At 69.0% G+C, this 26,540-nt stretch carries 21 protein-coding genes; 11 read left to right on the forward strand and 10 right to left on the reverse strand.

Translation table 11 applies throughout. From position 1 onward, the window contains the following. Positions 1 to 50 precede the first annotated feature (50 nt). Both ACIHAO_RS08150 and ACIHAO_RS08155 read right to left on the reverse strand, forming a co-directional pair. Entirely contained in the window at positions 51 to 1,055 is a 1,005-nt protein-coding gene (locus tag ACIHAO_RS08150; RefSeq protein ID WP_396555694.1) for a winged helix-turn-helix domain-containing protein, read from the reverse strand. 54 nt (positions 1,056 to 1,109) lie between these two features. Beyond that, positions 1,110 to 2,288 carry a glycoside hydrolase family 105 protein gene (locus tag ACIHAO_RS08155; protein ID WP_396555696.1) on the reverse strand — a complete coding sequence of 393 codons (1,179 nt, stop codon included), beginning with the start codon at positions 2,286 to 2,288 and terminating at the stop codon, positions 1,110 to 1,112. 174 nt (positions 2,289 to 2,462) lie between these two features. Here ACIHAO_RS08155 and folP point away from each other — a divergent pair, with 174 nt between their 5' ends. Continuing rightward, positions 2,463 to 3,329 carry a dihydropteroate synthase gene (gene folP / locus ACIHAO_RS08160; protein WP_396555698.1) on the forward strand — a complete coding sequence of 289 codons (867 nt, stop codon included), beginning with the start codon at positions 2,463 to 2,465 and terminating at the stop codon, positions 3,327 to 3,329. A 15-nt stretch (positions 3,330 to 3,344) separates the two neighbouring features. On the opposite strand, the gene ACIHAO_RS08165 is transcribed toward folP, so the two are convergent. Further along, positions 3,345 to 3,908, reverse strand: a complete 564-nt coding sequence (locus ACIHAO_RS08165; protein ID WP_396555700.1) for a dihydrofolate reductase family protein — start codon at positions 3,906 to 3,908, stop codon at positions 3,345 to 3,347. A gap of 141 nt (positions 3,909 to 4,049) precedes the next feature. On the opposite strand from ACIHAO_RS08165, the gene ACIHAO_RS08170 reads away from it, so the two are divergent. After that, positions 4,050 to 4,769, forward strand: a complete 720-nt coding sequence (locus ACIHAO_RS08170; RefSeq protein ID WP_396555702.1) for a TetR/AcrR family transcriptional regulator — start codon at positions 4,050 to 4,052, stop codon at positions 4,767 to 4,769. A 6-nt stretch (positions 4,770 to 4,775) separates the two neighbouring features. Here ACIHAO_RS08170 and ACIHAO_RS08175 read toward each other — a convergent pair whose 3' ends face one another. Next, positions 4,776 to 6,296, reverse strand: coding sequence for a sensor histidine kinase (locus ACIHAO_RS08175; protein WP_396556050.1), 1,521 nt, complete (start codon positions 6,294 to 6,296; stop codon positions 4,776 to 4,778). Between the two features lie 215 nt (positions 6,297 to 6,511). Here ACIHAO_RS08175 and ACIHAO_RS08180 point away from each other — a divergent pair, with 215 nt between their 5' ends. The 4 genes from ACIHAO_RS08180 to ACIHAO_RS08195 all read left to right on the forward strand — a co-directional run bounded on the left by ACIHAO_RS08180 (position 6,512) and on the right by ACIHAO_RS08195 (position 10,274). Next, complete coding sequence (locus tag ACIHAO_RS08180; RefSeq protein WP_396555704.1) at positions 6,512 to 7,573, forward strand: ABC transporter substrate-binding protein; 1,062 nt, start codon at positions 6,512 to 6,514, stop codon at positions 7,571 to 7,573. A 16-nt stretch (positions 7,574 to 7,589) separates the two neighbouring features. After that, positions 7,590 to 8,372, forward strand: coding sequence for an ABC transporter ATP-binding protein (locus ACIHAO_RS08185; protein ID WP_396555706.1), 783 nt, complete (start codon positions 7,590 to 7,592; stop codon positions 8,370 to 8,372). Next, on the forward strand, positions 8,359 to 9,252 hold the full coding sequence (locus ACIHAO_RS08190; RefSeq protein ID WP_396555708.1) for an ABC transporter permease: 894 nt from the start codon (positions 8,359 to 8,361) through the stop codon (positions 9,250 to 9,252). The genes ACIHAO_RS08185 and ACIHAO_RS08190 overlap by 14 nt, the downstream gene beginning before the upstream one ends. Positions 9,253 to 9,341: 89 nt before the next feature. After that, positions 9,342 to 10,274, forward strand: coding sequence for an acyl-ACP desaturase (locus ACIHAO_RS08195; protein WP_396555710.1), 933 nt, complete (start codon positions 9,342 to 9,344; stop codon positions 10,272 to 10,274). Positions 10,275 to 10,521: 247 nt separating this feature from the next. On the opposite strand, the gene ACIHAO_RS08200 is transcribed toward ACIHAO_RS08195, so the two are convergent. After that, the gene (locus ACIHAO_RS08200; protein WP_396555712.1) at positions 10,522 to 12,159 is read right to left on the reverse strand and encodes a DEAD/DEAH box helicase; all 1,638 of its coding nucleotides are present in this window, start codon (positions 12,157 to 12,159) and stop codon (positions 10,522 to 10,524) included. 276 nt (positions 12,160 to 12,435) lie between these two features. Here ACIHAO_RS08200 and ACIHAO_RS08205 point away from each other — a divergent pair, with 276 nt between their 5' ends. After that, on the forward strand, positions 12,436 to 13,773 hold the full coding sequence (locus tag ACIHAO_RS08205) for a serine hydrolase domain-containing protein (RefSeq protein ID WP_396555714.1): 1,338 nt from the start codon (positions 12,436 to 12,438) through the stop codon (positions 13,771 to 13,773). Between the two features lie 24 nt (positions 13,774 to 13,797). Next, positions 13,798 to 15,528, forward strand: a complete 1,731-nt coding sequence (locus ACIHAO_RS08210; protein WP_396555716.1) for an acyl-CoA dehydrogenase — start codon at positions 13,798 to 13,800, stop codon at positions 15,526 to 15,528. Between the two features lie 388 nt (positions 15,529 to 15,916). On the opposite strand, the gene ACIHAO_RS08215 is transcribed toward ACIHAO_RS08210, so the two are convergent. After that, on the reverse strand, positions 15,917 to 18,289 hold the full coding sequence (locus tag ACIHAO_RS08215) for a Tex family protein (RefSeq protein ID WP_396555718.1): 2,373 nt from the start codon (positions 18,287 to 18,289) through the stop codon (positions 15,917 to 15,919). Positions 18,290 to 18,450: 161 nt separating this feature from the next. Between ACIHAO_RS08215 and ACIHAO_RS08220 the strand changes: the two genes are divergently transcribed. Next, positions 18,451 to 19,944, forward strand: a complete 1,494-nt coding sequence (locus ACIHAO_RS08220; RefSeq protein WP_396555720.1) for a chitinase — start codon at positions 18,451 to 18,453, stop codon at positions 19,942 to 19,944. Between the two features lie 137 nt (positions 19,945 to 20,081). On the opposite strand, the gene ACIHAO_RS08225 is transcribed toward ACIHAO_RS08220, so the two are convergent. The 3 genes from ACIHAO_RS08225 to ACIHAO_RS08235 all read right to left on the reverse strand — a co-directional run bounded on the left by ACIHAO_RS08225 (position 20,082) and on the right by ACIHAO_RS08235 (position 24,434). Next, positions 20,082 to 21,749: a GMC oxidoreductase gene (locus ACIHAO_RS08225; RefSeq protein ID WP_396555722.1), complete on the reverse strand. Its 1,668-nt coding sequence runs from the start codon at positions 21,747 to 21,749 to the stop codon at positions 20,082 to 20,084. Further along, on the reverse strand, positions 21,746 to 23,203 hold the full coding sequence (locus ACIHAO_RS08230) for a flavin-containing monooxygenase (protein WP_396555724.1): 1,458 nt from the start codon (positions 23,201 to 23,203) through the stop codon (positions 21,746 to 21,748). The genes ACIHAO_RS08225 and ACIHAO_RS08230 overlap by 4 nt, the downstream gene beginning before the upstream one ends. Positions 23,204 to 23,333: 130 nt before the next feature. Continuing rightward, positions 23,334 to 24,434 carry a winged helix DNA-binding domain-containing protein gene (locus ACIHAO_RS08235; protein ID WP_396555726.1) on the reverse strand — a complete coding sequence of 367 codons (1,101 nt, stop codon included), beginning with the start codon at positions 24,432 to 24,434 and terminating at the stop codon, positions 23,334 to 23,336. A gap of 78 nt (positions 24,435 to 24,512) precedes the next feature. Between ACIHAO_RS08235 and ACIHAO_RS08240 the strand changes: the two genes are divergently transcribed. Beyond that, positions 24,513 to 25,541 carry an AraC family transcriptional regulator gene (locus ACIHAO_RS08240; RefSeq protein WP_396555728.1) on the forward strand — a complete coding sequence of 343 codons (1,029 nt, stop codon included), beginning with the start codon at positions 24,513 to 24,515 and terminating at the stop codon, positions 25,539 to 25,541. Here ACIHAO_RS08240 and ACIHAO_RS08245 read toward each other — a convergent pair. After that, complete coding sequence (locus ACIHAO_RS08245; RefSeq protein WP_125796024.1) at positions 25,468 to 26,133, reverse strand: TetR/AcrR family transcriptional regulator; 666 nt, start codon at positions 26,131 to 26,133, stop codon at positions 25,468 to 25,470. The genes ACIHAO_RS08240 and ACIHAO_RS08245 overlap by 74 nt on opposite strands. Before the next feature lie 125 nt (positions 26,134 to 26,258). Between ACIHAO_RS08245 and ACIHAO_RS08250 the strand changes: the two genes are divergently transcribed. Continuing rightward, positions 26,259 to 26,537, forward strand: coding sequence for a hypothetical protein (locus ACIHAO_RS08250; RefSeq protein WP_396555730.1), 279 nt, complete (start codon positions 26,259 to 26,261; stop codon positions 26,535 to 26,537). Positions 26,538 to 26,540 lie beyond the last annotated feature (3 nt).

Consider the following 26,540-nt stretch of genomic DNA (forward strand, 5'->3'; position numbering starts at 1 on the left):
CAAGGAGTCCTTCACGGACCCGCGATACCGGCTCACCCACGGCGCGCGAGTCAGGACAGCAGGTCCACCAGCGCGTCACCGCGAGGCGTCCGGACGACGAGGACGACCTGGCCCTCGCGGTGCCGCTGGATCAGCCCGGCCGAAACGAGCTGTTCGCAGTGATAGGTCGCGGTGCTGGCGGCACACGACAGCAGATTCGCGATCTCGCCCATCCGGGCGGGCTTTCCCAGATGCCGCAACAGTTTCGCGCGGTGGGCGCCGACCACGAGGTCGAGCCCTTCGACGCCGGGGGCGGTTTCTGGCCTGCCGCCCTCGAGCAGGCCGTCCAGCCCCGGCAGCGGGTAGCCGATCCAGATGGCGTCCTCTTCGTCGAAGTTGGACACCACCGAGCGGGCGCCCGCGACCATCGGGACGAGGATCAGTTTGCGGCCGCGCGTGGTGTACCGCGCCGGTTCCGCGTCGGGTAGCAGCAGGCAGCCGTTGCTGAACCGGAAATGCGGCCGCAGCAGGCCGAGTACCGCGTCCGTCCCGCCTCGGACGGAGGCGACGCCGATCCGTTCGATCTCACGGTCGAGCAGGGGCCGGGCCTTGGTCCAGAGGTTTTCGGTCGCCACCCTGGTCGCGGTGAAGGCGTCCGCGAGCGAGGCGACCCAGCGTCTCGGATGGTCTGCGGCCTGCCGCCACTGCGCGGGCAACCGGTCGCCGAAAACCTCTTCGAGGCCTTTCAGGACGTCGGTTTCCGTGAGGTCGCGCAGCATTTCCGCCTGGGCGGCGGCGGAAGAGTCCTCGCCGGGGCTGATCGGGACGATGAAATCCGGTTGGACCGAGGTGCCCCGGCGGGCGAGCGCGCTCGCCGCGCGGTAGCCCTGTTCGGGGATCGCCGAGCCCACCTGACGGCGCCAGGCGGCGGGCATACCTCGGTCGTACCCGCCGACGACCTCGACGAGCATCGAAACCAGCGAAACGTGCGGGGAAACCGTCACCCCGATCGGGATCGTGCTGGTGTCACCGAGTTCGAGCCGGGTATAAGAAGCCGGGGGCGGCGTCTCGCGCATCCGGTCGTCCCTCCTGGGAGTGGGCGTCGCAGCACGCGATGTTAGCGCCTCCCGTCAATACCCGGCACTGCCAGGGAAACCCGATTGCTCATTCATGATGAGGAACGCGCCGAGACCGTGGAAATCGTTGGTATTGCGTTTGCGTGCGTAGTAATACGCGGTGTCGCCGACATTGGTGCCTTCGGAGATGTTTGCGATATCGGTCAATCCGCCGGCTCCGGTCGAAACCTGGGACAGGACCCCGCGATAGCCCTTCGCCGCCACGGGTCCGTACTCCGCGCCGACGTAGTGGCGCTCCACCGCTCGGGAGAGCAGGAAGGTGTACATCGCCGAAGCCGACGTCTCCAGCCAGTTGTCCTTGTCGCCGCCCCGGTCGACGACCTGGAACCAGCGGCCGGTGGCCCGGTCCTGCCAGCGGGTGTAGCCCGCCGCGAGGAACCCGACGACGTCGACGAGCCGCTTTCGGCGCGGATGGTCGCGGGGCAGGATCTCGAGGAGGTCGATCGCCGTCATCCCGAGCCAGCCGATCGCGCGGCCCCAGTGGTACTTCGAATGCCGCCCGGGGCCCGAAGCCCACGGTTCCGAGCCGTCCTCGTCGTAGGCGTGGTAGAGCAGGCCCTTCGCGGGTTCCTTGAGCCGGTCGAAGTAGACGCTGACGTTCTTCGCGGCCTCTTCGTAGCAGTAGGCGGCGTCACCGAAGGTCTTGCCGTACAGGGCGAGGAACGGCTGCGCCATGTACACGCCGTCCGCCCACAGTTGCCCGGCCCTGCTCGTGGCGTGGAACATCCCGCCGTCGGACGTCCGGGGGTATGACGGGAACCGCCCGCGCAGCTGCTCCGCCGCGGTCTTGTACTTCGCCTGCCCGGTTTCGTTGTACAGCAAGGGGAACATCTGCCCGGAGCGCATCGCGTCCAGGTTGGTGAAGCCGTTGGAGATCCCGCTCTCGGTGACGAACCGGTCGTACCAGGCGAGGATGTAGTCGAGATAGGACTTCTCGCGGGTGCGCCGGTACACCAGGTACTGGCCGTAGAGGTAGAGGCCGCGGGTGTAGCCCCAGCCGCCGAGGGTGGCCGGGGTGAAGCGTCGCATCGTCGAGTCGACGATCGCCCGCGACCAGTCCACCGGCGCCGCGGTGGCCACGCCGGGCAGGGTGAGCGCGCCGAGGGCGCCCGCGGTTCCCGCCAGTACCGTGCGCCGGGAAAGCCGTGCCGGGTGAAGAGGATCCGATGACATTCGAGGCCCTTCCTGCACGGGGAAACCGGGGAGGCGACTCGCCGGGCTGAACTTCCTTGCGGGACAACGTCTACTCGGGTGTTCGACGGCGAGTCAATGAATGCTCCCGGTGTCCGGGACGGTCCCGATGGGCGGCACTCTCCGCGGAAGGCTCCGCTCGCCTACGATCAGTTCGTGAACGAGCTGACCTTCCGCGGGCGCCGCGTCGCCCGGGACCGCGCCCTGGTCATGGCGATCGTCAACCGGACCCCCGATTCCTTCTACGACAAGGGTGCGACCTTCTCGGATCCGGACGCGCTCGCCGCCGTCGCCAAGGCGGTGGCCGAGGGCGCGGACATCGTCGACATCGGCGGGGTCAAGGCCGGACCCGGTGCGGAGGTCGACGTCGAGGAAGAGATCCGGCGGGTCGTCCCGTTCGTCGAGCGGATCCGTGAACTGCACCCCGACCTGGTGATCAGCGTCGACACCTGGCGCCACGAGGTGGGCAGGCGTTCGGCGGAGGCGGGTGCGGATCTGATCAACGACACTTGGGCGGGGGCCGATCCGAAGCTGGCCGAGGTCGCCGCGGAGTTCGGCACCGGCTACGTCTGCTCGCACACCGGGAACGCCGTCCCGCGCACCCGCCCGTTCCGGGTGAACTACCCGGACATCGTCGCGGACGTCGTCGCGGAGACGACGGCGCACGCCGAGGCGGTCGTGGCGCTCGGTGTCCCGCGTGAGGGGGTGCTGATCGACCCGACCCACGACTTCGGCAAGAACACGTGGCACAGCCTGGCGCTGCTGCGGCACGCGCGGGAACTGGCGGGCACCGGGTGGCCGGTGCTAATGGCACTGTCCAATAAGGACTTCGTCGGGGAGACGCTCGGCGTGGAGCTCGCGGAGCGGGTCGACGGGACCCTCGCCGCGACGGCGTGGGCGGCGGCGGAGGGGGCGCGGGTGTTCCGGGTGCACGAGGTCAGGCGCACCCGGCAGGTGCTGGAGATGGTCGCGTCGATCCAGGGGGTGCGGCCGCCCGCGCGCGCGATCCGCGGGCTGGCCTGACACCCTCCGTGGTGATCAGGAGCTCTTCGGCTCCAGGTGCAGTGCGGTGATCCCGCAGTCGAACGTCTTGGACCGCACCAGCCGCAGCGGCTGATTGCCGCCGAGCGCGGGGAACACCGGCAGGCCGGCACCGATCGCGGTCGGGTTGACGAACAGGTGGATCTCGTCCAGCAGCCCCTTGGCGATCAGATCCGCGGCGAGCCGGGCGCCGCCCGAGGTGATGATGTCGCCGCCCGGCTGGTCCTTGAGCTTGTGCACGATCTCGGCGAGATCCCCGCCCGCCACGGTGGCGTTCTCCCAAGGCGACTCGGTGAGGCTGTTCGAGATCACCACCTTGGGCGTGTTGTTCATCTTGTCGATGGTCTCCTGCGTCTCGCCCTCCATGCCCGACTGCCAAGCCGGGATGAACCCTTCGGCGAGGTTGCGGCCCAGCACGATGCAGTCGACCGGGTCCCAGAGCGGGCCGACGTAGGCGTTGACGTCGTCGGTCCACGGCATGGTCATCCAGTCCATCTCGCCTTCCGGGCCACCCATGTAGCCGTCGACGGTGGTCTGGACCTGCAGCTTGAACTTGCGCATGGCGCTGTTCCTTCCCAGTGAAGTATCTCTTGGACGCTCTTGTGTCCCCAGGAGAGCGATGTGTCCGCCGGACACATGGTGTACGTTAGACACATCCGAGACCGGATGACAAGTCCCGAATGTCCGAAAACGGAGTGCACGATGGCGACCTCGACGGGAGCCGGCCCGGATCCCGGTGCCGGCAGTACCGAGCTGCTCTGGGGGCTGTCCCAGCGCGAGCCGAAACCCACTCGCCCGGTGCTGACGATCGAGCGGATCGCCGACGCCGCGACCGGGATCGCCGACGCCGACGGCATCGCCGGTGTCTCCATGCACCTGGTCGCGAGCAAGCTCGACGTGACGAAAATGGCGCTGTACCGCCACGTCAGGAACAAGGCGGAACTGCTCGCGGTGATGACCGAACTGGCCATCGGCCCCGCGCCGGACCTCCTCGCGCTGCCCGGCGACTGGCGTTCCCGGCTCGAAGAATGGACGGTCCGGATGCGGGAGACCTGGCAGCGGCATCCGTGGCTGCCCGACGCCACGGTCGGCGTCCGGGCGACCGGGCCCCGGGAGATCGGCTGGACCGAATCCGCCGTCGCCGCGCTGGCGGGCACCGGCCTGACCGGCGCCGAACGGATGGACGCGGTCTTCCTGATCAGCGGGCATCTGCGCAACACCCATTCGACGAACAACGCCGGGACCCAGCCCTGGGAAGGCGACCGCGGCCTGCGCGGGCACGTCGCGGCGAACCCGGACATGTTCCCGGCTCTGCACGAAGCGGCGAAGTCGATAGAAGACGCCCCCGCGGACAACGGTTTCGAGTTCGGGCTTCAGCGGATCCTCGACGGACTCGCCGCGCTCATCGAGCGACGGCGCTGACTCGCGTCAGCCGTCCAGCGGGATGACGGCTGAGACCGTCGTGCCCGACCCGGGTTCGCTCGCGACGGTCAGTTCGCCGCCGAGCGCCCGGACCCGGTCGCGGAGGCCGTGCAGTCCGGAGCCGCCGTCGATGTCGGCCGTGCCGGTGCCGTCGTCGTGGACGTCCACCCGCAGGCCGTCTTCCTTGACGCGGATGACCACGCGGACCTCGTGTGCCCGCGCGTGTTTCAAGGCGTTGGTGACCGCTTCCGAGACGACGAAGTACGCCGTCGCCTCGACGGCGCCGCTGAGCCGCGGCACGTCCGCCCCCGCGAGGTCGACGGCGAGCGGAACCCGGTCCAGCAACGACCGGACCGCAGGAATCAGCCCGGCCTCGGTGAGGATCGCGGGCCGGAGCCCGCGCGCGAGTTCACGCAGTTCGGTGATGGTGGCCTGGAGTTCGTCGATGGTGCCGGTCAGCAGGGCCGCGACCGGCGGCGTGAGGTCGCTCCCGAGCCGCCGTTCCGCCATCCTCAGCAGCAGCACGACACTGACCAGCCGTTGTTGCGCCCCGTCGTGCAGGTCCCGTTCGAGACGTCGCCGCTCATCGTCGGCGGCGGCCACGATGCGGGCGCGCGACGCCTGGACCTCGACGAGGCGTTCCTCCAGTTCCGCGGCGAGCCGCTGGTTGTCCAGCACCAGCCCGGCGGCGGCGTTGAGCGCGTCGATCGACCGGCTGTCCTTCCACACCTCGTCGTCCTGCACGAGCGCGGCCAGGCTGGAACCGTCGCGTTCCAGCAGGAGCCGGATCATCTCCGCGTTGCCGACCCGCGCCCGCAGCACCCCGATCAGGAAGGTCAGCGGCCACAGGCAGAACGAGATCCGGTAGACGTCCAGCAGCGGTCCGGAGAACGGATGCGCGGAGCCGAGCGCGCTGCCGACCGTGGTGCTCACCGCGCCGACCACCGCGATCGCGACGACGGGGGAGAGCAGCCGCCGCTGCGGAAGCCGCCCGGCGAGCCAGCGGTAGAGCAGCACGACCAGCACCCCGGCGCCGATCAGCGCGCCGACCAGCTCCAGCAGCCGCTTGACCAGCTGTTCGGCCTCCGTCGAGGCGGCGACCGCGGCGAGGTTCTTCGGATCGTCGTTGACGAGCAGACCGAGCACGGCCGCTCCGAAGACCACGGTGTACGCGGAAAGCACGAGCACGCGTTCCCAGCGGGACCGGAGCTTCCCATGCGGGAAGACGACCACGAGATGGGCGATCACCGGACTGGACGCGGCGGTCAGCGCCAAGCCGGCGGTGTGCGCGAGCGGCTCGTTCGCGAACTGCAGGTCCTCGGCGAACAACGCGAGCCCGGCCAGCGCGATGAGCAGGCCGATGGGGTTCGAAGCGCGGCGCACGTGCGCGACGGCACCGGCGAGGAGGAAGAGGAACCCGGTCGTGGACGAGAGGGTGGTGTCGAGCACGGTGTGCGTGCCGTCGGCGATCTTGAGCGTCGTCGCTACGACACCCATGCCGATACCGGCGGTCAGCACGCCCGCCATCGCGACGGTTCGAGGGTGCTTCACCACTAAGCGTGATTCGCCCGTTCGGCCCGAACCGTTACACCGGTCCTGAAATGTGGAACAGGAGTTCCGCCGGGTGTCAAGGATTCTCAGCATCTTTCCCGTCATTCGGATGGCGATGCAGGCACGTGGGTGAACATGCGACTCTCGCGCCACCACCCGAGCCGAGTCGTATCTCCGAAAGGCGACCTCCCGTGCGCACCCACCACAGAGCCCGCTTACTGGCCGCGGCCTTCGCCGCCTTGACCTTGGCCGGTGGGATCGCGGGGTGTTCACGCGCGGACAGCGGCGCCGCCCCGGCGGAGCAGAAGAGCCAGGGCGCCGCGGGCGAGGTGCGCGTCGGCTACTTCCCGAACGTGACGCACGCGCCCGCGCTGCTCGGGGTCAAGAACGGCTTCTTCGCCAAGGAACTCGGTTCGACGAAGCTCACCACCCAGACGTTCAACGCCGGCCCCGAAGAGGTCAACGCGCTGCTCGGCAACTCGCTCGACATCGCGTTCATCGGCTCCGGCCCGGCCATCAACGCCTTCACCAAGTCCAAGGGCGCCATCCAGCTGGTCTCCGGCGCGGTCACCGGCGGCGCGCAGCTGGTGGTGAAGCCGGAGATCACCGCGCCGGAGCAGCTCGCCGGCAAGAACATCGCGACGCCATCGCTGGCGAACACCCAAGACGTCGCGCTCAAGAAGTTCGTCGCCGAGAAGAAACTGCCCGACGTCAAGGTCACCAACCTCGACAATCCGAAGACGTTCGACGCCTTCAAGAAGGGCGAACTCGACGGCGGCTGGCTGCCGGAGCCGTGGTCCTCGCGGCTCGTGCTGGACGCGGGCGCGAAGGTCCTCGTGGACGAGAAGTCCCTGTGGCCGGAAGGCAAGTTCCCGACCACGGTCGTGATCGTCCGCAGTGAGTTCCTGCAGCAGCATCCGGAGACCGTCACCGCCATCCTCAAAGGTGAACTCGCCGCCATCGAGTGGGCGAAGACCAACCCCGCCGAGGCGAAGAAGGTGGTCAACGGAGAACTCAAGGCGCTCGCGGGCAGCACACTGAACGAGGCCGTCCTCGACCGCGCGTTCTCCGGCATCGAACTGGGCATCGATCCGGTGGCGTCGACCTTCACCCAGCTCGCGCAGGACTCGGTGACCGCGGGCGTGGTGAAGTCCGCGGTGGACCTCAAGGGGTTCGCCGATTTCGGCCCGCTCAACGCCGTGCTCGAAGAGCAGGGCAAGCCCGGCGTGAACGCGCCAGGGCTGACGAAGTGACCGGAGGGGATCAGCGATGACGACCACCTTGGAGCCCGGCCTGTCCACCGGTGTCGCCGTGCGGCTCGACGGGGTCCGGAAGGCGTTCGGGCCGACCGGCCGCGCCGTCGTGGCCCTCGACGGGATGGACCTGACGGTCGCCCCCGGCGAGTTCGTCTGCCTCCTCGGCGCCTCCGGCTGCGGCAAGAGCACGCTGCTGAACCTGGTCGCCGGCCTCGACCGGCCGACGTCGGGCACGATCACCCTCGAGACCTCCCGGCCCGCGGTCATGTTCCAGGAGGCCGCGCTGATGCCGTGGCTGACCGCGGCCCGCAACGTGGAACTGCCGCTGCGCCTCGCCGGTTTCGGCCGGTCGGAACGTCGCGAGAAGGCGGCCGAACTGCTCGACCTCGTCCGCCTCGGCGGTGCGGGCGACAAGCGGCCGCACGAGTTGTCCGGCGGGATGCGGCAGCGCGTCGCGCTCGCCAGGGCGCTGGCCGCGACCCTGCGCGTCGGCGGTGACCCGGAACAGTCGCTGCTGCTGATGGATGAGCCGTTCGCCGCGCTCGACGCCATCACCCGCGACGTCCTGCAGGGTGAACTGCTGCGCGTCTATCGCAGCACCGGCACCTCGGTGCTGTTCGTGACCCACGACGTCCGCGAGGCCGTGCGGCTCGGCCAGCGGGTCGTGCTGCTCTCGTCGCGGCCGGGCCGGGTCGTGCGGGAATGGCGCGACGTCCAGGCCTCCGACGCCGAAGAGCTGACCTTGGAGATCACCGGTCACCTCCGGGAGGTGATCAGTACCCATGCCGCGGCTTGACCGCCCTGACGTAGAGGCAGCAGCGGCGGACGAGGCCGTCGGCGCGGGGCTCGACTCGCTCGACACCCCCACGGGGGAACGCCGGGAAAGCCGGGGGAAGCGGTTCCTGCGCGGCTTCGTGCCGCCGTTGGTCTTCCTGGCGTTGCTGGTCGCGCTGTGGCAGGCCTTGTGGGCCGCTGCGTTCTGGCCGGAGGCCATGCTTCCCTCGCCGCTCGCGGTCTGGGACGAAATCGTCGGCATTACCGTCGACGGCGAGATCTTCGAATTCGTCTGGACGTCGGTGCACCGGGCCGCGCTGGGCTTCCTGATCGGCGTGGTCATCGGGACCCCGCTCGGACTGCTGGTGGCGAAGGTCCGGGTCGTGCGTGCCGCGGTCGGGCCGTTCCTGACCGGGCTGCAAAGCCTTCCGTCGGTGGCCTGGGTGCCTGCGGCGATCCTGTGGTTCGGGCTGAACGACGCTTCGATCTACTTCGTGGTCCTGCTGGGTTCGGTGCCTTCGATCGCCAACGGCCTCGTCGCCGGTATCGACCAGATCCCGCCGATCCTGCCGCGCGTCGGCCAGGTGATGGGGGCGAGCCGGCTGTCGTCGGCCCGGCACATCCTGCTGCCCGCCGCGCTGCCCGGTTTCCTCGCCGGACTCAAACAGGGCTGGGCGTTCTCGTGGCGTTCGCTGATGGCCGCCGAGCTGATCGCGCTGTCCCCGGCGCTCGGCAAGGGACTCGGCGCGTACCTGCACGAGGGCTCGTCGTTCAACAGCATGGAGGCCGTGATGTCGGCCATCTTCCTGATCTTGCTGGTCGGCGTCGGCATCGAGCTGGTGCTGTTCCGTCCGCTGGAGCGTTCGGTCCTGCGTGCACGGGGGCTGACGGCCTCGCTTTAGCGTTCACCTTCCGGAGGTGGCAAACCTACGACACCGTAAGTTACGGTGTCGTAGGTAGGCGTTTTCCGTACCCTGAAAGGACGAAACGCATGACGGTCCCCGAAAGCACCCGGCTGATGCTCGAGCTGGAGGGAACGGTCGAGGAAAACCTCAACCGGCATCTCTCGGTCGCCAAGGAATGGATGCCGCACGAGTACGTGCCGTGGAGCGAGGGCAAGAACTTCGCCGAACTGGGCGGCGAGCCGTGGGATCCCGAGCAGTCACGGGTGTCGCCCATCGCGCGGACCTCGCTGGAGGTCAACCTCCTCACCGAGGACAACCTGCCGAGCTACCACCGCGAGATCGAGCGGGCGTTCGGCCGCGACGGCGCGTGGGGCACCTGGGTGCATCGCTGGACGGCCGAGGAGGGCCGCCACGGCATCTGCATCCGCGACTACCTGCTGGTGACGCGCGCGGTGGACCCGGTCGAGCTGGAGCGGGCGCGGATGCAGACCATGCAGGCCGGGTACGACAGCGGCGACAAGGCGCTGCTGAACGTCTTCGCGTACGTGTCGTTCCAGGAACTGGCGACGCGGCTCTCGCATCGCAACACGGGGAAGTACACGCAGGATCCGATGTGCGAAAAGCTGCTCTCGCGGGTCGCGATGGACGAGAACCTGCACATGGTCTTCTACCGGAACCTGGTGCAGGCCTCGCTGGAGCTTTCACCCGACGCGATGATGCGCGCCATCACCGACGAGGTCGTCCAGTTCCAGATGCCGGGCGCGGTGATCCCGAGCTTCGTGCGGAAGGCCGCGCTGATCGCGAAGGCGGGCATCTACGACCTGCGGATCCACCACGACGAGGTGATCTGGCCGTTGCTGCGGCAGTGGAAGATCTTCGAGCTCGAAGGGCTCGGCGAGGTGGGGGAGAAGGCGCGGGACGAACTCGACCAGTTCCTGAAGGCCCTCGACACCCAGGCTTCCCGCTTCGAAGAGCGTCGCGCGGCCGCCGCGGCCCGCGCCGCCGCCCGAACCGCGTGATACGCCCCCGATCACGCGAGTTCCGCTCCTAGACACGCGAGTTACGCCCCCGATCACGCGAGTTACGCCTCCAGTCACGCCGGGCCGGACTCGCCGATGTCGGGACGGAAGCCGTAACTCGCGTGACGGGAGGCGTAACTCGCGTGATTGAGGGCGGAACTCACGTGATGGAAGGCGTAACTCGCGTGATTGGAGCCGTAACTCGCGTGACGGCCGCCGGATCACGCGTGGCGGCCGTCAGGGTGAGCTAGCGCGAGCGGCGCGAGCCGGCGCGGGTTCCCGAGGAGAACGCGGCGGCACCGCCCCGGCGGGCCGGAGCCCCACCGGACTGGGCCTTGCCCGCACCGGAAGCCCGGCGCGGCTGGGAGTCGGCGGCAGCGCGACGGCCCTGGCCGCCGCCCTTGGGCGCGCCTTCGCGACGTCCGGTGGACTCGGCCGCGCGACGGCCGCCCTGGCCGGCGGGAGCGCCGCCACGGCGATCGCCCTCGACGCGGGGCTGACGTGCACGGCCTTCCGAGGAACCGCCGCGACGCGAGCCGCCACCGGAAGCACCCCTTCCACCGACGGAAGGGCCTCGGCCGCGACCGGCGCGGCTGCCGCGGCCACGGCCGCCTGCCGGACGGTCTTCGTCCTCACCCTTGCCCTGGATGGCCTCGCCGCTGGCGCTGACGCGCTTCGGCCGCGTGTCCACGATCGGCCGTCGCGGCGACGCGGTGAACGAACGCTCGCCGGGCGCAAGCTCCGACAGCAGCGGGTGGCCGGGGCCGAGCTGCGTCGTCGTCGGCTTGATGCCTGCCTTGCGGGTGAGGTCGCGGACGTCGCCGACCTGCGCGTCGGTCATCAGCGTGACGACGGTGCCGGACGCCCCGGCCCGCGCGGTCCGGCCGGACCGGTGCAGGTACGCCTTGTGCTCGACGGGCGGGTCGGCGTGGATGACCAGCGTGACGTCGTCGACGTGGATTCCGCGGGCGGCGATGTCGGTCGCGACCAGTGTCTTCGCCGCGCCGGAGGAGAACGCCTCCAGGTTGCGCGTCCGCGCGGTCTGCCCGAGGTTGCCGTGCAGTTCGACGGCCGGCACGCCGGAGGCCATGAGCTTGCGCGTCAGCTGCTTGGCGCGGTGCTTCGTGCGGGTGAACACCAGCGTGCGGCCGGGCGCGGCGGTGAGGTCGATCAGCACCGCCAGCCGGTGGGTCTCCTCCAGGTGCAGCACGTGGTGCTTCATGGTCGAGACCGGCGACTGGGCCGAGTCGACGCTGTGCGTGACCGGGTTGTGCATGAAGCGTTTGACCAGCACGTCGACGCCCGCGTCGAGGGTCGCGGAGAACAGCAGCCGCTGCCCGCGCTCGGGGGTCTCGGCCATGATGCGCCGGACGTCGGGCAGGAAGCCGAGGTCGGCCATGTGGTCGGCCTCGTCCAGTACGGTGATCTCGATGTTGTCGAGCTTCACCTCGCCCGAACGCATGTGGTCGGCGAGCCTGCCGGGGCAGGCGACGACGATGTCGACGCCGTCACGCAGCCGGGTGATCTGCGGGTTGGGGCTGACGCCGCCGAAGATGGTGGTGACCTTGAGGCCGAGCGGCTTGGCCAGCGGCAGGAACGACGCCTCGATCTGGGTGGCCAGTTCGCGGGTCGGCGCCAGGACCAGTGCGCGCGGGCGGCCGGGGCGGCGCCGGGTCGGGCCGGCGGCGAGCCGGGCCAGGACGGGCAGCACGAAGCCGTAGGTCTTGCCGGAGCCGGTGCGGCCGCGGCCGAGGACGTCGCGGCCCGCCAGCGAATGCGGCAGCGTGGCGGCCTGGATGGGGAACGGGCTGGTGACGCCCTGTTCGGCGAGCGAGTCCACGAGGGTCTTGGACAGGCCGAGTTCGGTGAAGGTAGGTGTGCTCATAAGCGTGTGGGCACAGGTGCGCCCTGGTATCTCCGTAAGGATAGGAAGGGTTGTCCTGCCCGGCGCAGACCTCGGGGGGCCGCGGCGCGTGGTCATTCGACAACGAAACGCGGCCCGAGGCAGAACTGAGCGGACCGCGTTGTCCAGTGTACTGGGTCGTGATCTCCGGGGCTACGTGATATCGCCCGCACCGGTCCGCCGATGTTCGTCGGTTCGGACGAGCCGGCCGCGGCGTCGCGGTGAAACGCTGGCCTGACCGGACGAAAGGGGACACGGGTGTCGAACGTTCAGGAGCTGCGAGGCGTGCTCGAAGAGGAGGCGCGCGGGGCGGGTGTGCCTGGAGCCGTGGTGGGGGTGACACATCGCGGCGAGGAGTCGGTGTTCGCCACCGGTGTGTCCAGTGTGGACACCGGGCTTCCGGTCGATCCCGGCACTTTGTTCATGATCGGCTCCACCAGCAAGACCTTCGCCGCGGCAACGGTGCTTGCCCTCGTCGAAGACGGTGCGCTGGACCTGGACCGGCCGGTCGTCGAGTACCTTCCCGACCTTCCCTTGGCGGATCCGGTGGCGCGGAAGACGGTGACGCTGCGCCATCTGCTCACGCACTCCGCCGGGTTCCTCGGTGATGTGGACTTCACCACCGGGTGGGGTGACGACGCGCTGGCCCTCGCGATCGCGAAGTTCGGCGACCTGCCGCAGAACTTCCCGCCCGGTGAGGTGTTCTCCTACTGCAACGCCGGCTTCCAGCTGGCAGGCCGGGTCGTCGAGGTGGTGGCGGGTGAACCTTTCGAGGACGTGGTCCGCGCCCGGCTGCTCGAACCGCTGGGCATGACCGAGTCGTATTACCTGCCGTGGGAGGTGCTCACGCGCCGTCACGCCGTCGGGCACGTGCTGCGCGACGGCGGACCGGCGGTCGAGCACACCGTGGGCCTCACCCGAGCGGACAGCGCGAGCGGCGGACTGTGGTCGACGGCGGGCGACCAGCTGAAATGGGCCCGGTTCTTCCTGACCGGCGAGGCCGAGGGCAAGCCGCCGATCAGCGAAGCCACCCGCGACCTCATGCGCGCGCCGCAGCGCAAGGCCGCGCTGCGGTTCGAAGAGGTCGGGCTGAGCTGGCTGCACACCACCCACGGCGCTGCCCGGCTGGTCCGGCACGGCGGCAACGTGAGCAATCTGCAGCTGTCGGAGTTCGTGACCATTCCGGAGGAGGACTTCGCCGTCACGGTGCTGACCAACAGCGCGGGCGGGTCCGCGCTGGGCGCGAAGATCGTCGACTGGTGCCTGGAGAAGCTGATCGGGCTGCCTCCGCTCGCGAACGTGGCTCCCGTGCCCCAGCCGGACGTCGCCGAGTACCTCGGCCGCTACCAGACCGGTGACCTGGCGTTCGTGGTCAGCGACCGCGACGGCGCGCTGTGGGCGCAGCTGGTCGCCGACATCGAGGACTTCCCGTCGCCGCCGCCGTTCGAGGCCGTTTTCGTGGGCGGCGACGCGATCGCCCCCGCCGCCGACACCCGCAAGCCCACCGCGCGTTTCCTGCGGAACGACCACGGGGAGGTGACTTCGGTCGAGTTCGGTGGCCGGACGGCGAAGCGGCGCGCTACGGTTACCGGGTAGTAACTTCGGCGACCAGGAGTGACGATGAGCGAAAAGGCGACCGCGTTGTTGCTGAACCCGGGTGGGTACGACCCACGGCAGTTCGACCCGGAGACGCGTCGCCTGCTGCGTGCCACCATCGAGTGGTTCGAACAGCGCGGCAAACGCAAACTCGTCGAGGACTACCACGACCGGACCTTCTACGCGGACTTCATCGAGTTCGCGGGCAAGGAAGGGCTCTTCTCGACGTTCCTCACTCCCGGCGCCAACGCCGAGGGGAACCCCGACAAGCGCTGGGACACCGCGCGGGTCGCGGCCCTGTCGGAAATCCTCGGCTTCTACGGCTTGAATTATTGGTACCCGTGGCAGGTCACCATCCTCGGCCTGGGCCCGGTGTGGCAGAGCGCGAACGAGGCCGCCCGCAAACGCGCGGCGGACTCGCTCGCGGCCGGCGGCGTCGCCGCGTTCGGACTGTCCGAAAAGGAGCACGGGGCCGACATCTACTCGTCGGACCTCGTGCTCACCCCGGACGGTGACGGCGGCTACCGCGCGAACGGGTCGAAGTACTACATCGGCAACGGCAACTGTGCGCGCACCGTGTCCGTGTTCGGTCGCATCGACGGCGTCGAGGGCCCGGACCAGTACGTGTTCTTCTACGCGGACTCGGAGCACCCGAACTACCGTGTGGTGAAGAACGTCGTCCCGTCGCAGATGTACGTCGCCGAGTTCGAGCTCAACGACTACCCGGTGTCCGAAGAGGACATTCTGCACGTCGGCGCCGACGCGTTCTCCGCGGCGCTGAACACGGTCAACATCGGCAAGTTCAACCTGTGCTTCGGCGGCATCGGGATGTCGACGCACTCGCTGTACGAGGCGATCACGCACGCGCACAACCGGGTGCTCTACGGCAAGAAGGTCACCGATTTCCCCCACGTGCGCCGGGAATTCGTCGAGGCGTACGCGCGGCTCGTCGCGATGAAGCTGTTCTCCGACCGCGCCGTGGACTACTTCCGCAGCGCGAACGCGGACGACCGCCGGTACCTGCTGTTCAACCCGATCACCAAGATGAAGGTGACCACGGAGGCGCAGAAGGTCATCGGCCTGGTCGCGGATGTGGTGGCGGCCAAGGGTTTCGAGGCCGACACCTATCTCGCGATGTCCAAGAACGACATCGACGGCCTGCCGAAGCTGGAAGGCACGGTGGCGGTGAACCTCGCGCTGATCGCGAAGTTCGTGCCCGCGTACCTGTTCGCGCCGCAGGCCTACGAGCCGGTGCCGACCCGGTCCGACGCGGCCGACGACGAGTTCCTGTTCCGCCAGGGCCCCGCGCGCGGTCTGTCCAAGGTGCGGTTCCACGACTGGCGTGAGGCCTACGCCAAGGCGTCCGCGATCCCGAACGTCGCGCGGTTCACCGAGCAGGCCGAGGCGCTGGTGAAGCTGTTCACCGAAGCCGCGCCGGATGAGGCTCAGCAGCAGGACATCGACTTCGGCCTCGCGCTGACCGAGCTGTTCACGCTGGTCGTCTACGGGCAGCTGGTGCTGGAGCAGGCGGAGATCACCGGCATCGAAACCGAGGTCGTCGACCAGATCTTCGCCATCCTGGTGCAGGACTTCAGCGTCACCGCGATCGATCTGCACGGGAAGTCTTCCTCGACCGAGGCGCAGCAGGCGCTCGCGCTGGCTTCGATCCGGAAGCCCGTCGTCGACGCGGCGCGCTTCGACCACGTGTGGTCGCTGGTGCGGGAACTCTCGGGCGCCTACGCCATGAACCCGTAGCCGCCGGCTGCAATGAAGGGGCCTTTCATAGCAAAATTTGCTATGAAAGGCCCCTTCATTGCACGCCTGAGGGAGCTTTCCTCGCATCGCATGCGGGGAAAGCGCCCTTCAGTAGCTTCTATTGAGGGGTAGGGCAAAGGTGGCAGGTTGCGAAAGCCACTTTCGCAACCTTCAAGGTTGCCAAAGTGGCTTTCGCAACGTCGGGAGCAGTGAGCGGTAGCGAAGAGGGGCGTTCGCTACGCCAATGCCGTCGCTGAGACCCATGGTCGAGGTGCGTCGCGAAAGCCACTTTCGCGACGCCTGATGTCCCGAAAGTGGCTTTCGCGACACCGTCGCCCCATAGCCGCGGGCGAATCCCCGCGACTCGGCACCGCTGCGTGCCCAACTCTTACTTGCCGAAGCCGGCCTTCCGGAGCGCGTCCGCCATGGCGCCACCGCCGCCGGAGTTCCCGCCCCGGTTGCCACCGCCGCGTCCGCCCTGACGCTGCCCGCCACCCTGACGCTGACCGCCCTGGCCGCGGTCACGACCGCCGCCACCGCCGCCGCCCTGCTCACGAGCAGGCTTGCCGGGCTCGTCGTCCAGCCGCAGGGTCAGCGAGATCCGCTTGCGCGGCACGTCGACTTCCAGCACCTTCACCTTGACGATGTCGCCGGGTTTCACGACCTCACGCGGGTCCTTGACGAAGTTCTTCGACAGCGCCGAGACGTGCGCGAGCCCGTCCTGGTGCACGCCGACGTCGATGAACGCGCCGAACGCGGCCACGTTCGTCACGACGCCTTCCAGCCGCATGCCCGGCTTGAGGTCGCCGATCTTCTCGACGCCGTCGGCGAAGGTCGCGGTCTTGAACGCCGGACGCGGGTCGCGGCCCGGCTTTTCGAGTTCGGCGAGGATGTCGGTCACCGTCGGGAGGCCGAAGGTGTCGTCGACGAACTCCGTGGGCTTCAGCGCCTGCAGGGTCCGCGAGTTGCCGATCAGCGCGCGGATGTCCGTGCCGGTCGAGCTCAGGATCCGCCGCACCACCGGATAGGCCTCGGGGTGCACCGAGGACGAGTCGAGCGGGTCGTCGCCGTCCGGGATCCGGAGGAAGCCCGCGCACTGCTCGAAGGCCTTGGGGCCGAGCCTCGCGACCTCCTTGAGCCCGGTCCGCGTCTTGAACGGGCCGTTCTCGTCGCGGTGCGCGACGATGTTCTCCGCCAGCGTCGTCGTGATGCCCGAGACGCGGGTCAGCAGCGGCGCCGACGCGGTGTTGACGTCCACGCCGACCGCGTTCACACAGTCTTCGACAACCGCGTCGAGTGACCGCGACAGCGAGATCTCCGACAGGTCGTGCTGGTACTGCCCGACGCCGATCGACTTCGGGTCGATCTTCACCAGTTCCGCCAGCGGGTCCTGCAGCCGCCGCGCGATGGAGACCGCGCCGCGCAGCGACACGTCCATCCCCGGCAGTTCCTGCGACGCGAACGCCGACGCCGAATACACCGACGCGCCCGCCTCGGAGACGACGGCCTTGGTCAGCTTCAGTTCCGGGTGCTTCTTGATCAGCTCGCCGGCGAGTTTGTCGGTCTCGCGGGACGCGGTGCCGTTGCCGATCGAGATCAGGTCCACCTTGTGCCGGGCGCAGAGCGCGGCGAGTTCGGCGATGGACTGGTCCCATTTGTTGGCGGGCTGGTGCGGGTAGATCACGTGGGTGCCGACGACCTTGCCGGTGTCGTCGACGACGGCGACCTTGACGCCGGTACGGAAACCGGGGTCGAGACCCATCGTGGCGCGGGTGCCCGCCGGGGCGGCGAGCAGCAGGTCGCGCAGGTTCGCGGCGAACACGCGGACGGCGTCGTCCTCGGCCGACTGACGCAGCCGCATCCGCAGGTCGATGCCCAGGTGCAGCAGGATCTTCGTGCGCCACGCCCAGCGGACGGTGTCGCCGAGCCACTTGTCGCCGGGGCGGCCTTCGTTGGAGATCCCGAACTTGTGCGCGATGCGGTTCTCGTATTCGGTCGGGCCGGTGCGCGGCTCTTCCGACGGCTCCTCCGACTCCATGGTGAGGTCGAGGATCTCCTCCTTCTCGCCGCGGAACATCGCGAGGATCCGGTGCGAGGGGAGCTTGGTGTAGGGCTCGGAGAACTCGAAGTAGTCGGAGAACTTCGCGCCCTCTTCGGCCTTGCCGTCGCGGACCTTCGAGGCCAGACGGCCTTCCGCCCACATCTTCTCGCGCAGCTCGCCGATCAAATCGGCGTCCTCGGCGAAGCGTTCGACGAGGATCGCGCGGGCGCCGTCGAGCGCGGCCTGCGCGTCCGCGACGCCCTTGTCGGCGTCGACGAACACCGCGGCCGCGGCCTGCGGGTCGGTGTTCGGGTCGTTCAGCAGCCCGTCGGCGAGCGGCTCCAGACCGGCCTCGCGGGCGATCATCGCCTTCGTCCGCCGCTTGGGCTTGTACGGCAGGTAGATGTCCTCGAGACGGGACTTGGTGTCGGCCGCCATGATCGACGCTTCGAGCGCCTCGTCCAGCTTGCCCTGGCTGCGGATCGACTCCAGCACCGCGACCCGGCGCTCGTTGAGTTCCCGCAGGTAGCGGAGGCGTTCTTCGAGGGTGCGCAGCTGGGTGTCGTCCAGCATCCCGGTGACCTCTTTGCGGTACCGGGCGATGAACGGCACGGTCGATCCGCCGTCCAGCAGGTCGACGGCCGCCTTGACCTGCCCTTCGCGCACACCGAGTTCTTCGGCGATCTTCTGCTCGACTGTCTGCAGGCCCTGCACGCTCACTCCCACGCTCCTGAATCCGCCCTCGGGTGCTCTCGGACCCTGCATTCTGCCGCTTCCGCCGAGCCGACTTTCGTATGGCCTCCTCTAACCGAACCCTTGACAGTTGTATTGGTCTAGTCCATTTTGATGTGGCCGACATCACCCGTCCGTGGAGGCCAGTCGTGAAAGTGAAGCCGAAACACGCGTTCCTCGCCCTGCTGTCGTCACTGGCCGTGTGCCTGGGGGTGACTTTCGCGGTCTCGGGCAGTGCCTCGGCCGCCAACATCCTGACCAACCCGGGCTTCGAACTCGGAACCACGAGCGGCTGGACCTGCTCCGGCGCGAACGCGGTGGTCACCACGCCGGTCCACTCGGGCACCCGCGCGCTCAGCGCCACTCCGGCGGGTCAGGACAACGCCCGCTGCTCGCAGAGCGTGGCCGTGAAGGCCAACACCGCGTACACGCTTTCGGCGTGGGTGCAGGGCAGCTACACCTACCTGGGCGTCACCGGCACCGGGACGGGTGACAAGAACACCTGGACCCAGGGCGGGGCCAACTGGTCGCAGCTCTCGCTGAGCTTCACCACCGGCGCGTCCACCACGAGCGTCCAGATCTACCTGCACGGCTGGTACGGCCAGCCCGCGTACTTCGCCGACGACGTGAACCTCGACGGTCCCGGCGGCTCCCCGACGACGACCCCGACCACGCCGACGACGTCCACGAGCCCGACGACGACCACCACCAGCAGCTCGCCGACGACCACGACGACCAACCCGAACCCGGGCGACCTGCCGAAGCACGTGATCACCGGCTACTGGCAGAACTTCTACAACGGCGCGAAGGCGCTCAAGCTCGCCGACGTCCCGACGAAGTACAACATCATCGCGGTGTCCTTCGCCGACGCGACGGCCACGCCGGGCGCGGTCACCTTCACCCTCGACTCGGGTCTTTCGAGCCAGCTCGGCGGCTACACCGACGCGCAGTTCAAGGCCGACATCAAGACGGCGCAGGCACGCGGGCAGAAGGTCATCCTGTCCGTCGGCGGCGAGAAGGGCACGATCCGCGTCGATTCCGCGGCCGCGGCCACGAACTTCTCCAACAGCATGAAGTCGCTCATCGCGAGCTACGGCTTCGACGGCGTTGACATCGACCTGGAGAACGGCGTCAACGCGACCTACATGGCGCAGGCGCTGCGCAGCATCCACGCCGCGGGCGGCACGGTCATCACGATGGCGCCGCAGACGATCGACATGCAGAGCCCGGCGGCCGAGTACTTCAAGCTGGCGCTGAACGTCAAGGACATCCTGACGATCGTCAACATGCAGTACTACAACAGCGGCACGATGCTCGGCTGCGACCAGAAGGTCTACTCGCAGGGCACGGTCGACTTCCTCACCGCGCTGGCCTGCATCCAGCTGCAGAGCGGTCTGCGGGCCGACCAGGTCGGGCTCGGCCTGCCCGCGTCGGGCTCGGCGGCCGGTGGCGGCTACCAGGCGCCCGGCAACACGGTCAACGCGCTGAACTGCCTGGCGAAGGGCACGAGCTGCGGTTCGTTCAAGCCGACGACGACGTATCCGACGATCCGGGGCGCGATGACCTGGTCGATCAACTGGGACGCCTCGCAGGGCTACGCGTGGTCGAACACGGTGAGCGCGGGCCTGGCCGGCCTCCCGTGATGATCCGCTAGACCGGGGCGGGGCACCGTCGTCGCGCGGGCGACGGTGCCTCGCCCTTTCCACACCCCGCAATTCGTCATCTACTTGCGATATTTGCGCCACGCAAAGGATCGCAAGTAGATGACGAATTGCGGGGGTCAGAGCGGGGTGAGGGGGAGACGCAGGGCGCCGGGGGCGTGGGGCGGCACGACGGGCTTGAGCGGGGCGACGGGGTTCAGGCGCCGGTAGGGGGAGCCGAGCGGCGGCCGCGGGTCGGCCTCGCCTTTGTTGGGCCACAACGACATCGCGCGTTCCGCCTGCGCGGTGATGGTCAGCGACGGGTTCACGCCGAGGTTCGCCGAGATCGCCGAACCGTCCGCGATATGCAGCCCGGGACAGCCGTGAACGCGCTGGTACGGGTCGACGACGCCGGTCTCGGCGCTGTCGCCGATCGCGCAGCCGCCGATGAAATGCCCGGTGATCGGGATGTTCGCCAGATCCGTCCACGCGCCCTGCGCCAGCCCGCCGATCTTGTCCGCCACCCGCCTGGTGACTTCGTGCCCAGCCGGAATCCACTCGGGGTTCGGCTCGCCGACGCCCTGCTTCGTGGTCATCCGCCTGCCGAAGAGCCCGCGTTTCGTGTACGTGGTCACGGAATTGTTCAACGTCTGCATCACCAGCAGCCCGACCATCCGCTCGGACCACCGCCGCGGGTTGTGCAGCCGCACCAGCCGCCGCCGGTTCCGCCACAGTTCCCGCGCGCCGAGCACCCACCGGCGTTTGCCCGGCTCGGCGTCGACGAGCACCGTCGTCAGCAGGCCCATGAAGTTGCTGCCCTTGCCGTAGCGCACCGGCTCGACATGCGTGACGGCATCGGGGTGGATCGACGACGTGATCGCGACGCCGCGGGTGAAGTCCGTGTCCTTGCGCAGGGAGCGAGCGGCGAGCACGGCCTCGGAGTTCGTCCGGGCGAGCAAGCCCAGGCGCGGTGACAGCTCCGGCAGCGTGCCGGAGTCCTTCAGCGAGTGCAGAAGCCGTTGCGTGCCCAGGGAAGCGGCGGCGAACACGACCTCCGAGGCGGTGAAGGTCCGCTTGCGTTTGCGCACCCATCGTCCTGTTCGGACGGTGTCGACCGCGTAACCGCCGTCGACCGGCCGGACCGACACGGCGGTGGTCAGCGGATGGACCTCCGCGCCCGCCTTTTCCGCCAGGTACAGGTAGTTCTTGACGGTCGTGTTCTTCGCGCCGACCCGGCAGCCGGTCATGCACTCGCCGCAGTGCGTGCACGGCTTCCGCAGCGGGCCTTCGCCGCCGAAGAACGGGTCGACGTCGCGCTTGCCGAAGTGGACGCCGACCGGCGTCGGCCGGTACGTGTCCGCGATGCCCATGTCCTCGGCGACCTCGCGCAGTACCCGGTCGGCCGGGGTGACCAGCGGGTTCTCCACCACGCCCAGCATCCGTTTCGCCTGGTCGTAATGCGGGGCGAGTTCGGCCTTCCAGTCGGTGATGTGCGCCCACTGCGGGTCTTCGTAGAAGGTGTCCGGGGGTTCGTAGAGCGTGTTCGCGTAGACGAGCGAGCCGCCGCCGACGCCAGCACCGCTCAGCACGAAAGTGTTCTTCAGCAGGGTCAGTCGTTGGATGCCGTAGCAGCCCAGTTTCGGGGCCCACAGGTACTTCCGCAGTCGCCACGACGTCTTCGCGAACTCGTCGTCGGCGAACCGGCGGCCGGTCTCCAGCACGCCGACGCGATAGCCCTTCTCGGTGAGCCGCAACGCGGTCACACTGCCGCCGAAACCGGAGCCGATCACCAGCACGTCGTAGTTCATCGCGCACCCACCGTCCGGTAGTCGCCTAGGTCGAGCTTCTTCGTCCGCCGGTCGTATTCGGTGACCAGACCCGGCCAGTTCGTGCTCACGCGGCCGTTCTTTTGGCGGTACCAGCTGGCGCAGGTCGTCCAGACACTGCGCCCGAGGCGTCGCTGGATCTCCTCGTCGTACCGCTGCTCGACCTCCGGGACGACGTCCATATAGGACACTTCGGGCCTGGCGAGGTGTTCCACGGCTTGGCGGATGTAGCGGGCCTGCCGTTCGATCATGTAGATGATGGAGCCCGCGCCGAGGTTCGTGTTGGGCCCGTAGACGCAGAACAGGTTCGGGAAACCCGGCACGGTCATGCCGAGGTACGCCCGCGCGCCGCCCTTCCACGCGTCGGACAGCGCCCGTCCGCCGAGACCCTCCACCTTGAGCTCGCCGAGGAAGTCGGTCGCCGCGAAACCGGTCCCGTAGACGATGACGTCGGCTTCGTGTTCGACGCCGTCCTCGGTGAGCACCCCGGACGGCGTGATCGCGCTGATGCGCCGCGTCTCGACGGCGACGTTGTGCTGCGCCAGCGCGGGCAGATACTCGTTGGTGAACAGGATCCGCTTGCAGCCCAGCGGATAGTCCGGGGTGAGTTTCTCGCGCAGCGCCCGGTCTTTGATGTGACGGCGGCGCAGCTGGGCCGTCCGCATTTCGAAGACCTTGGCCAGCAACGGATGTTTCGTCATCGCGTAGGTCGCGTACTCGGCGAGGAGGAAGATCCGCAGCCTGCCGAGCAGCTGGGTGGCGGGCAGATGCCGGAACAACCGTTGCTGCCAGCGCCGGTAGCGGGTGTCCCGTTTGGCCATGATGTAGGGCGCGGTGCGCTGGAAGACCGTCAGTTCACCCGCCTGGCGCTGGAGTTCGGGCACGAACTGGATCGCGCTCGCGCCCGTGCCGATCACCGCGACCTTCTTGCCGCGCAGATCGACGTCGTGATCCCAGTGCGCGGAGTGGAAACTGGCGCCCTCGAAGGTTTCCTGGCGGGGGATGTCCGGCTGGACCGGCCGCGAGAGCTGGCCGACGGCGGGGACGAACACGGTGGCCTCGAACGTCTCGCCGCCCGCGGTCTCCACCCGCCAAAGCCCGCGCTCCTCGTCGAAGGCCGCGGCGGTGACGCGGGTGCCGAACCGGATGTGCGGTTCGAGCCCGTAGCGGCGCACCACGCGTTTGAGGTACTCGTGGATGTCCGGTTGCAGCGAGAACCGCTTCGGCCAGTCGGGATTGGGCTCGTAGGAGAACGAGTACAGCGGCGACGGGATGTCGCAGCCGGCGCCGGGGTAGGTGTTCTCCCGCCAGACGCCGCCCGGTTCGGCGGCGCTCTCCAGGATGGTGAAGTCGTCGAAGCCGGCGCGTTTGAGCTCGATCGCCGTCCCGACCCCGCCGAAGCCCGTCCCTACGATCAGCACGCTCGTCTTGCCCATGCCGATCGAAGTTACGCACCCGTCAGTCCTGGTGGAAGTACACGACCGGCCACTCAATCGAGATTTCCGGCCACATACCTACCGCAATTCGGCACCTGGTTGCGGTAGTTGGCAGTGCGAACTGACGCAATCAGGTGCCGAATTGCACCGCGTGAGACTCGGCCTTCGGGTGGGCCCAGGTCAGGAGCCGGTGAGCGGAGCTTTCGAGGGCGTCCAGATCCCGCTTCGGGACGCGCTCGAACGGCGTGATCACCACCGAAGCGGCCTTCTTCGCCATCTTGATCTCCCAGAAGCCCTTCACGGACCCGTCGACCAGGATGGTGCCCTTGACCAAACCGTTCTGCGTGATGACGACCTTGCGATGCTCGTCGCTGATCACGCGGGTGCGGTCGGCGTAGGACAGGACGGTCTGGTCGAACGGCCCCAGCAGCCTGGCAGGCGCGGGCGTGTCCGGGTCCGGGCGCGGGGCGTCTTCGAGGTCGAAGAGTTCGCGTCCGTTCTCGTCGCGGAACGTCCGCAGTTCCGGTCGCAGCCGCTCGGCGACCTCGCCGAGCTTCGTGATCCCGGCCCACGCCTGCGCGTCCTGCACGCTGGCTGGCCCGAACGCGGCCAGATAGCGGCGGAACATCGCTTCCGGGGACGGCGTCGCGTCCGGCTCGGCGCCCAGCCAGTCCCCGGTGGTCTGATAGGTCGGCTGTCCGGACTTGCCCCAGATCCCGCGCGGCGGGATCTGCACCAGCGGCAGCAGCGCCCGCGCGACGTGTACCAGCGCCGACGGTCCCGCGCTGTCCCACCGCTTCGCCAGTTCCGTGCCGAGTTCGGCGGACGACAGCGGCCGCTCACCGAGCAGTTTGCGGGCGGTGCGGGCGATCTCCTGGTGGTCGAGGCCCTTGATCTCCGGGGTGAACTGGGTGTTGTCCATCGAACGGTCGTAGAGCGGCTGCACGATCGGCCGCCACGCCAGCGCGTCCGCCGGTTTCACCAGGTGCACCGTGCCGCGCATGAGCGCGATCCGCACGACACTCTTGTCCAGCAGCAGGCTCGCCAGCTCTTCCTGACGGAAGCCGTGCAGCCGTGTCCACAGCGCGAAGTACGGCGGATTCGGTGCCTGCGCCTGCAATCCGGCCAGCTGCTCGACCGCTTCGAGCGCGGTCATCTTCGAACGCCGGAGCAGCAGCTGCCGGTCCAGCATGGCGCGGTTCAGCGCGCGCCTGCTCAACGTGTCGGACATGCCGCTCACCCTAAACGGGGTCGAGGACAGTTACGGTCCTCAATGCGCCGATCGCCGCCGCGATCCATAATCCCGGCCATGGAACTACCGCCGCCGGTGATCCGGGACTGGGACTACCCGCGCGGCACGGCGAGCATCGTGCTCATGGCGCGCTTCGCCGCCGAGAACGGCGTCACGGGGCTGGAGTCCTACGAGTACGCGCCCGTGGACGGCCAGGTCGACGCGCGTCAGGAGCTCGCGGTGGTCCGGGCACTGGTCCGCGGGCTCGGCGCCGGGGACGACGTCGCGCTGCGGCTGAGCAGGCGGTACCGCGTGAGCGCGTTCGGCATCTTCGGGTTCGCGTGCATCAGCAGCCCGACGCTCGGGGACGCGATGCGCTTCGCCCTGCGATACCTGGACCTGAGTTTCACCTTCTGCATCCCGCATGTGACCGTCGAGGCCGGGCGGCTCGGGCTGGCCATGGACGACAGTCGCGTACCGGGCGACGTCGCCCGCTTCCTGCTGTTGCGCGACCTCGGCGCCATCCACACCGTCATGCGCGACATCCTGCCGGACATCTCTCTGCGCTCCTTGGCCTTCCGTCACGATCGACCCTCCACAGTGGACGAATACGTCCGGACCTTCGGCCTGGCGCCGTCGTTCTCCGCACCGTCACACTTGGCCACCTTGGACCCGCTGTACCTCGACAGACCGCTGCCGCAGGCCAACGACCAGACGGTCGCGGTGTGCGCCGCGCAATGCGACCTGCTGGTGTCGCGGAAACGCGAACGATCCGGGATCGCGCAGCAGGTCCGGGAACGGCTGGTGCGGCTCGGCGGCGTCGACGCGGGGATGGAGGAGGTCGCCCGGCAGCTCGCGCTCAGCCCGCGCACGCTGCGACGGCGGCTGTTCGAGGCCGGGACCGGCTACCGGGCGCTGCTGGACGAGGTCCGTCAGACCCTGGCGGAGGAAATGCTCGACACCGGCGCGCTCAGCGTGGAGGACGTCGCGCTGCGGCTGGGCTACGCCGAGGCGTCGAGCTTCATCTATGCGTTCAAACGCTGGAAGGGGATGACGCCGGCGGCGTACGCCCGGCGGAACGCGTTGCGAGCACGGCCGGGTAGGTGACCCGCAGCAGGTGCAGGATCGACTCGGTGAGGAAGACCCGCAGCTCTTCGCGGCCGAGCGTGCCCCGGATCAGCCATTCGCGTGACGCGGCCCGCAGCATCCCGCCGTACGAACGGATCATCGCGCGCAGTTCCTCGCGACCCTCGGTGACGTCGCTCATCAGCGCGGCCGCGAGGACCCGATCGGCGGCGATCTCGTCGGCCTCCCGCATGATCCGCTCGATCTCCGGATCGCGGCCCACCGCCTCCGGTCCGATCGCCGTCAGCCACGCCTGCTCGTTGCGCTCCACGACCTCGATCCAATGCCGGACGCTGATCGCGAGCCGCTCCTCGGCGGTCGTGTCGGGCAGGTTCTCGATCACCGGCGCCGGCACGATCATCATCTGCCGGACGACCTCCAGATACAGCTCCCGCTTGCCGCCGAAGTAGTGGTTGATCAGCGGCCTGGCCACCCCCGCGGCCTTCGCGATGTCCGAGGTCGAAACCGAGGCGTACGTGCCCGCGCCGAACAACCGCCGGGCCGCGGTCAGGATCTCGGCCCGCCGGGCGGCCGGTTCGAGGCGGCGCCGCCGGATCTCCGGATCGGTGCTCATGGGCCGAGCGTAACCGTTTCACGTGACCGCCTGCCGTTACGCATTCGGAACAACCCGCCGGTAACCCCAGGGGCCCTCGCGGCGACGTTGGGGGCGGGGGGACCGGGCGTTATGGGTAGGGACGAATGGCCAGTGCCGAACGCGAGCCGGTTTGCCGTACCGGCCGGTGGGTCAGTGTGCGGCTGCAGCATCGTGACGTCCGGATCCACGGTGAGAGCGGGTCGGAGTCCGTCTCGTACGCGGGGATCGTGATCACCAGCTTCGAGAACGGTGCCGAGGTCGGCGAACGCTGGATCCCGCTCGGGGTCGATCCGTCGGAGGCCGACGACGAACAGCTCATCCAGCAGTTGCGCGACGCGCTGATCTGGCAGGCGCGACGGCCGCCCAAGGCCGCGGGTGAGTAACGA

This window comes from Amycolatopsis sp. NPDC052450, from assembly GCF_044547565.1.
Classification (GTDB): Bacteria; Actinomycetota; Actinomycetes; order Mycobacteriales; family Pseudonocardiaceae; genus Amycolatopsis.

Excerpts from the sequence above, each read along its gene's own strand:
- ACIHAO_RS08185 (WP_396555706.1), top strand. The coding sequence starts at position 7,590 with ATGACGACCACCTTGGAGCCCGGCCTGTCCACCGGTGTCGCCGTGCGG.
- ACIHAO_RS08195 (WP_396555710.1), top strand. The coding sequence starts at position 9,342 with ATGACGGTCCCCGAAAGCACCCGGCTGATGCTCGAGCTGGAGGGAACG.
- ACIHAO_RS08240 (WP_396555728.1), top strand. The coding sequence starts at position 24,513 with ATGGAACTACCGCCGCCGGTGATCCGGGACTGGGACTACCCGCGCGGC.
- ACIHAO_RS08200 (WP_396555712.1), bottom strand. The coding sequence starts at position 12,159 with ATGAGCACACCTACCTTCACCGAACTCGGCCTGTCCAAGACCCTCGTG.
- ACIHAO_RS08165 (WP_396555700.1), bottom strand. The coding sequence starts at position 3,908 with ATGCGCAAGTTCAAGCTGCAGGTCCAGACCACCGTCGACGGCTACATG.
- ACIHAO_RS08230 (WP_396555724.1), bottom strand. The coding sequence starts at position 23,203 with ATGGGCAAGACGAGCGTGCTGATCGTAGGGACGGGCTTCGGCGGGGTC.
- ACIHAO_RS08225 (WP_396555722.1), bottom strand. The coding sequence starts at position 21,749 with ATGAACTACGACGTGCTGGTGATCGGCTCCGGTTTCGGCGGCAGTGTG.
- ACIHAO_RS08175 (WP_396556050.1), bottom strand. The coding sequence starts at position 6,296 with ATGGCGGGCGTGCTGACCGCCGGTATCGGCATGGGTGTCGTAGCGACG.
- ACIHAO_RS08170 (WP_396555702.1), top strand. The coding sequence starts at position 4,050 with ATGGCGACCTCGACGGGAGCCGGCCCGGATCCCGGTGCCGGCAGTACC.
- ACIHAO_RS08155 (WP_396555696.1), bottom strand. The coding sequence starts at position 2,288 with ATGTCATCGGATCCTCTTCACCCGGCACGGCTTTCCCGGCGCACGGTA.
- ACIHAO_RS08150 (WP_396555694.1), bottom strand. The coding sequence starts at position 1,055 with ATGCGCGAGACGCCGCCCCCGGCTTCTTATACCCGGCTCGAACTCGGT.
- ACIHAO_RS08235 (WP_396555726.1), bottom strand. The coding sequence starts at position 24,434 with ATGTCCGACACGTTGAGCAGGCGCGCGCTGAACCGCGCCATGCTGGAC.
- ACIHAO_RS08245 (WP_125796024.1), bottom strand. The coding sequence starts at position 26,133 with ATGAGCACCGATCCGGAGATCCGGCGGCGCCGCCTCGAACCGGCCGCC.
- ACIHAO_RS08190 (WP_396555708.1), top strand. The coding sequence starts at position 8,359 with ATGCCGCGGCTTGACCGCCCTGACGTAGAGGCAGCAGCGGCGGACGAG.
- ACIHAO_RS08210 (WP_396555716.1), top strand. The coding sequence starts at position 13,798 with ATGAGCGAAAAGGCGACCGCGTTGTTGCTGAACCCGGGTGGGTACGAC.
- ACIHAO_RS08250 (WP_396555730.1), top strand. The coding sequence starts at position 26,259 with ATGGCCAGTGCCGAACGCGAGCCGGTTTGCCGTACCGGCCGGTGGGTC.